This window comes from Kitasatospora sp. NPDC007106 (genome assembly GCF_040634455.1).
Lineage (GTDB): Bacteria > Actinomycetota > Actinomycetes > Streptomycetales > Streptomycetaceae > Kitasatospora > Kitasatospora arboriphila.
Genome location: NZ_JBEYFP010001055.1, coordinates 1 through 1,863, shown reverse-complemented (window position 1 = coordinate 1,863; position 1,863 = coordinate 1). Strand labels below are relative to the sequence as shown.

General features: G+C 73.3%; 2 protein-coding genes. Both read left to right on the top strand.

Annotated features, from left to right (window positions below):
• On the top strand, window positions 1-1,071 hold a 1,071-nt coding region (locus tag ABZ641_RS35650; RefSeq protein WP_359988579.1), incomplete at its 5' end, for an AvrD family protein.
• Window positions 1,072-1,109: 38 nt separating this feature from the next.
• On the top strand, window positions 1,110-1,814 hold the full coding sequence (locus ABZ641_RS35645; protein ID WP_344623739.1) for an AAA family ATPase: 705 nt from the start codon (window positions 1,110-1,112) through the stop codon (window positions 1,812-1,814).
• The last annotated feature ends 49 nt before the right edge of the window (window positions 1,815-1,863 follow it).

The following is a 1,863-nucleotide window of genomic DNA, read 5'->3' as shown; positions in this document are numbered from 1 at the left end:
GCCGTGGCCACCGACCAGCAACTGCTGCTGCACTCCATCGACGACTACCTCGGCCCCGGCGAGACCCGCTTCTTCTCCCGCGGCTACCAGCGGGCGGGGTACCGCGTCCACGGCCTGCACGCCACCCCGGCCGGCCCGGCCGGCTCCGCCTCGGCCACCTCGACCGCCTCCGCCGCCGAACCGGGTGTGCGCGGCACGCTCGACCTCCGCTACCCGGCGGACTGGTCCCGCAAGAAGGACGGCACCGACCTGCGTCCGCACCTCAGCACCGTCGACGCGCTGGTGCTGGGCGTCCAGCTCGCCGAGCTCCACCTGGCGCACGCCTACGGCCTCGGCGAGGCCGAGCGGCGCACCGTGCGCCTGGCCAAGGTGGTGCTGCGGGCCGGCACCGCCCCGCAGGAGGACCTCACCGGCGTGCCGCTCTCGGCCCGGCTGCGCAGCACCGAGCCGGCCGGCGCGCGGTACCGCTCCGTCCACGAGTGCGCCGTCGGCAACCTGCGGGTGCGCGTCGAGACCGAGCACCCGATCGTCGAACGGGCCGCCGAGGAGGCCCGCTTCGGCAGCCTCGACGCGGCGCTCGGCCGCGGCGAGTACCGCTTCTACGGCGCCGGCTTCAAGTACCGCCACCACGAGATCACCGACGTGGCGGTGGACAACCGCGAGCACGGCGCCACCGCCCTCGTCCGCTTCACCCGCAGAGCCGGCGCGCCCGCCCCGGTCGACGGCATCGCCGCCGGCGACCGTCCCACCGTCAGCCTGATCGACTGCTTCGTCGTCAACCTCCAGCTGGCGCAGGTGCTGATGTACGAGCTCGACGGGCTCAGCCGCGCCGACAGCAACACGCTCTGGATGATGCAGACGGTGCTGACCGCCCCCGAGGAGGAGCCCGCGGTCGAACTCGTCGAGGGCCGGCCGTTCACCACCCGGGCCGCCCTGACCGGCCGCCGGCTGCTGCCGCTGCGCGGCGGCACCTGGCGCAACGTCGAACTGAGCGGCGGCCTGGCCGGCATCGGCATGCGCTGCTCCTTCGCCCACGAGCTGCCCGCGCACATCGCCGCGACCGCCCGCTGACCCCCGGCACCCGCCGCATCCGACAAGGAGCCACCACCATGCGCATCTCCATCTCCGGCACCTACTCCGCGGGGAAGACCTCCACCGCGATCGCCCTCTCGCACCTCACCGGCATCCCCCGCTCGCCCGCCAGGACCATCCGCGAGATCATGCCGGACGCCGTCCCGGGCAAGGCGCTGACCGAGGTCACCCCGGCAGAGTACGTCCAGCTGGCCGTCCGCCGGCACGTCGGCCGGGCCGTCAACGAGGCGCTGCTCGGCGGCAGCTTCATAGCCGACGGCTCCTCGCTGCAGGAGTGGATATACGCCGCCGTCCGGGTCGAGTTCGGCATGGACCCGGGCGCGGCCGAGAACGGCCACCCGCCCCGGCAGGACGCCGAGATGGCCTTCTTCGAGCAGGTCACCGCCCAGCTCGGCCACTACTTCAAGCAGCACGTGAAGGAGTCGTTCGACGGCTTCGTGCACCTCACCAACGAGCTGAAGCTCTCCGCCGACGGCCACCGGCCGATGAACGAGCGCTTCCGCGCCACCTGCGACGCGATGCTCCTCGCCGCCCTCGACGAGCTGGAGGTCCCGTACTTCGTGGTCTCCGGCACCCCGCACGAGCGGCTGGAGAAGATCGTCGCCCACTTCGACCTGCCGACGGTCTGCACCGTGGACGAGGCCGTCGCCCGCGCCCAGGCCGAGTACGCCCGGATCGACTGGCGCCTGGAGCAGGAACGCTCCAAGGCCGCTGCCGCATAGGGCAAGCCGATAGGGGCGCGTGGGGGTACCTCCCGGCCGAAGGCTGGGG